1 protein-coding gene is annotated in these 678 nt (G+C 65.0%); it reads right to left on the bottom strand.

The features are described 5' to 3' along the window. Window positions 1–678, bottom strand: a 678-nt coding sequence (locus AC630_RS42575) for a flagellin (RefSeq protein ID WP_074124438.1), incomplete at both ends; no start/stop codon positions are given.

The raw sequence follows: 678 nt of genomic DNA, 5'->3' as shown, positions 1-678 counted from the left end.
AGCTGCTGCTGGGTCTGCAGAGCCTGAAGGCGGGTCGATTCCGCGTTCATGTCGGCGTCGACGAGCTGGCCGACACCACGATCCACCGAGTCCATCAGGGTCTTGACGAACTCCGCGTTGGTCGAGATGCGGTTCTTGACGGCGCCGAGGTCGGCGGCGGCCGAGGCCACCGAGTTGATTGCAGTGGTGACCTGCGCGATGTAGCCATCGAGCGTGGTCATGTCGGCCGTCGAGTCGGTCAGCGCGCCGATGTTGATCGTGTCGACCGACGCAGCGCCGCTCACCTTGTCCAGGATACCGCCCTGGGTCGCGGTATAGAGCGAATAGTTGGCGATCGTCAGGGTGATTTTGCCGATGGTGGGCGTGCCGCCAACGCGAGAGAACGACGACACCAGGTCGAAGGTCGCCGGCGTGGTCGCGGTCGTGCTCAGCCAGTTCACGCCGTTGAAGGTCGCAGCGGCGGCCGTGCCCTTCATCTGCTGCTGGATCTGGGTGATGTCCGCCTGGATCTTGGTGCGATCGATACCGGCGGTCTTGGCTTCGACCAGCAGCGCCTGGAGCTTGGTCAGGCCGCCGGTCTTGTCGCCCACAACCGAGGTCAGAGCGGTGTATTCGGTGTCGACGGTCGCAGCCGACAGACCGAGCGAGTCGGAGACAGCGGAGAGCGCGGCGTTGTCG

The sequence above is a fragment of the Bradyrhizobium sp. AS23.2 genome, assembly GCF_001908185.1.
In the GTDB taxonomy this organism is placed as follows: domain Bacteria; phylum Pseudomonadota; class Alphaproteobacteria; order Rhizobiales; family Xanthobacteraceae; genus Bradyrhizobium.
Note: the sequence above shows the minus strand (reverse complement) of the source record. Positions and strands in the feature narration are given on the sequence as shown.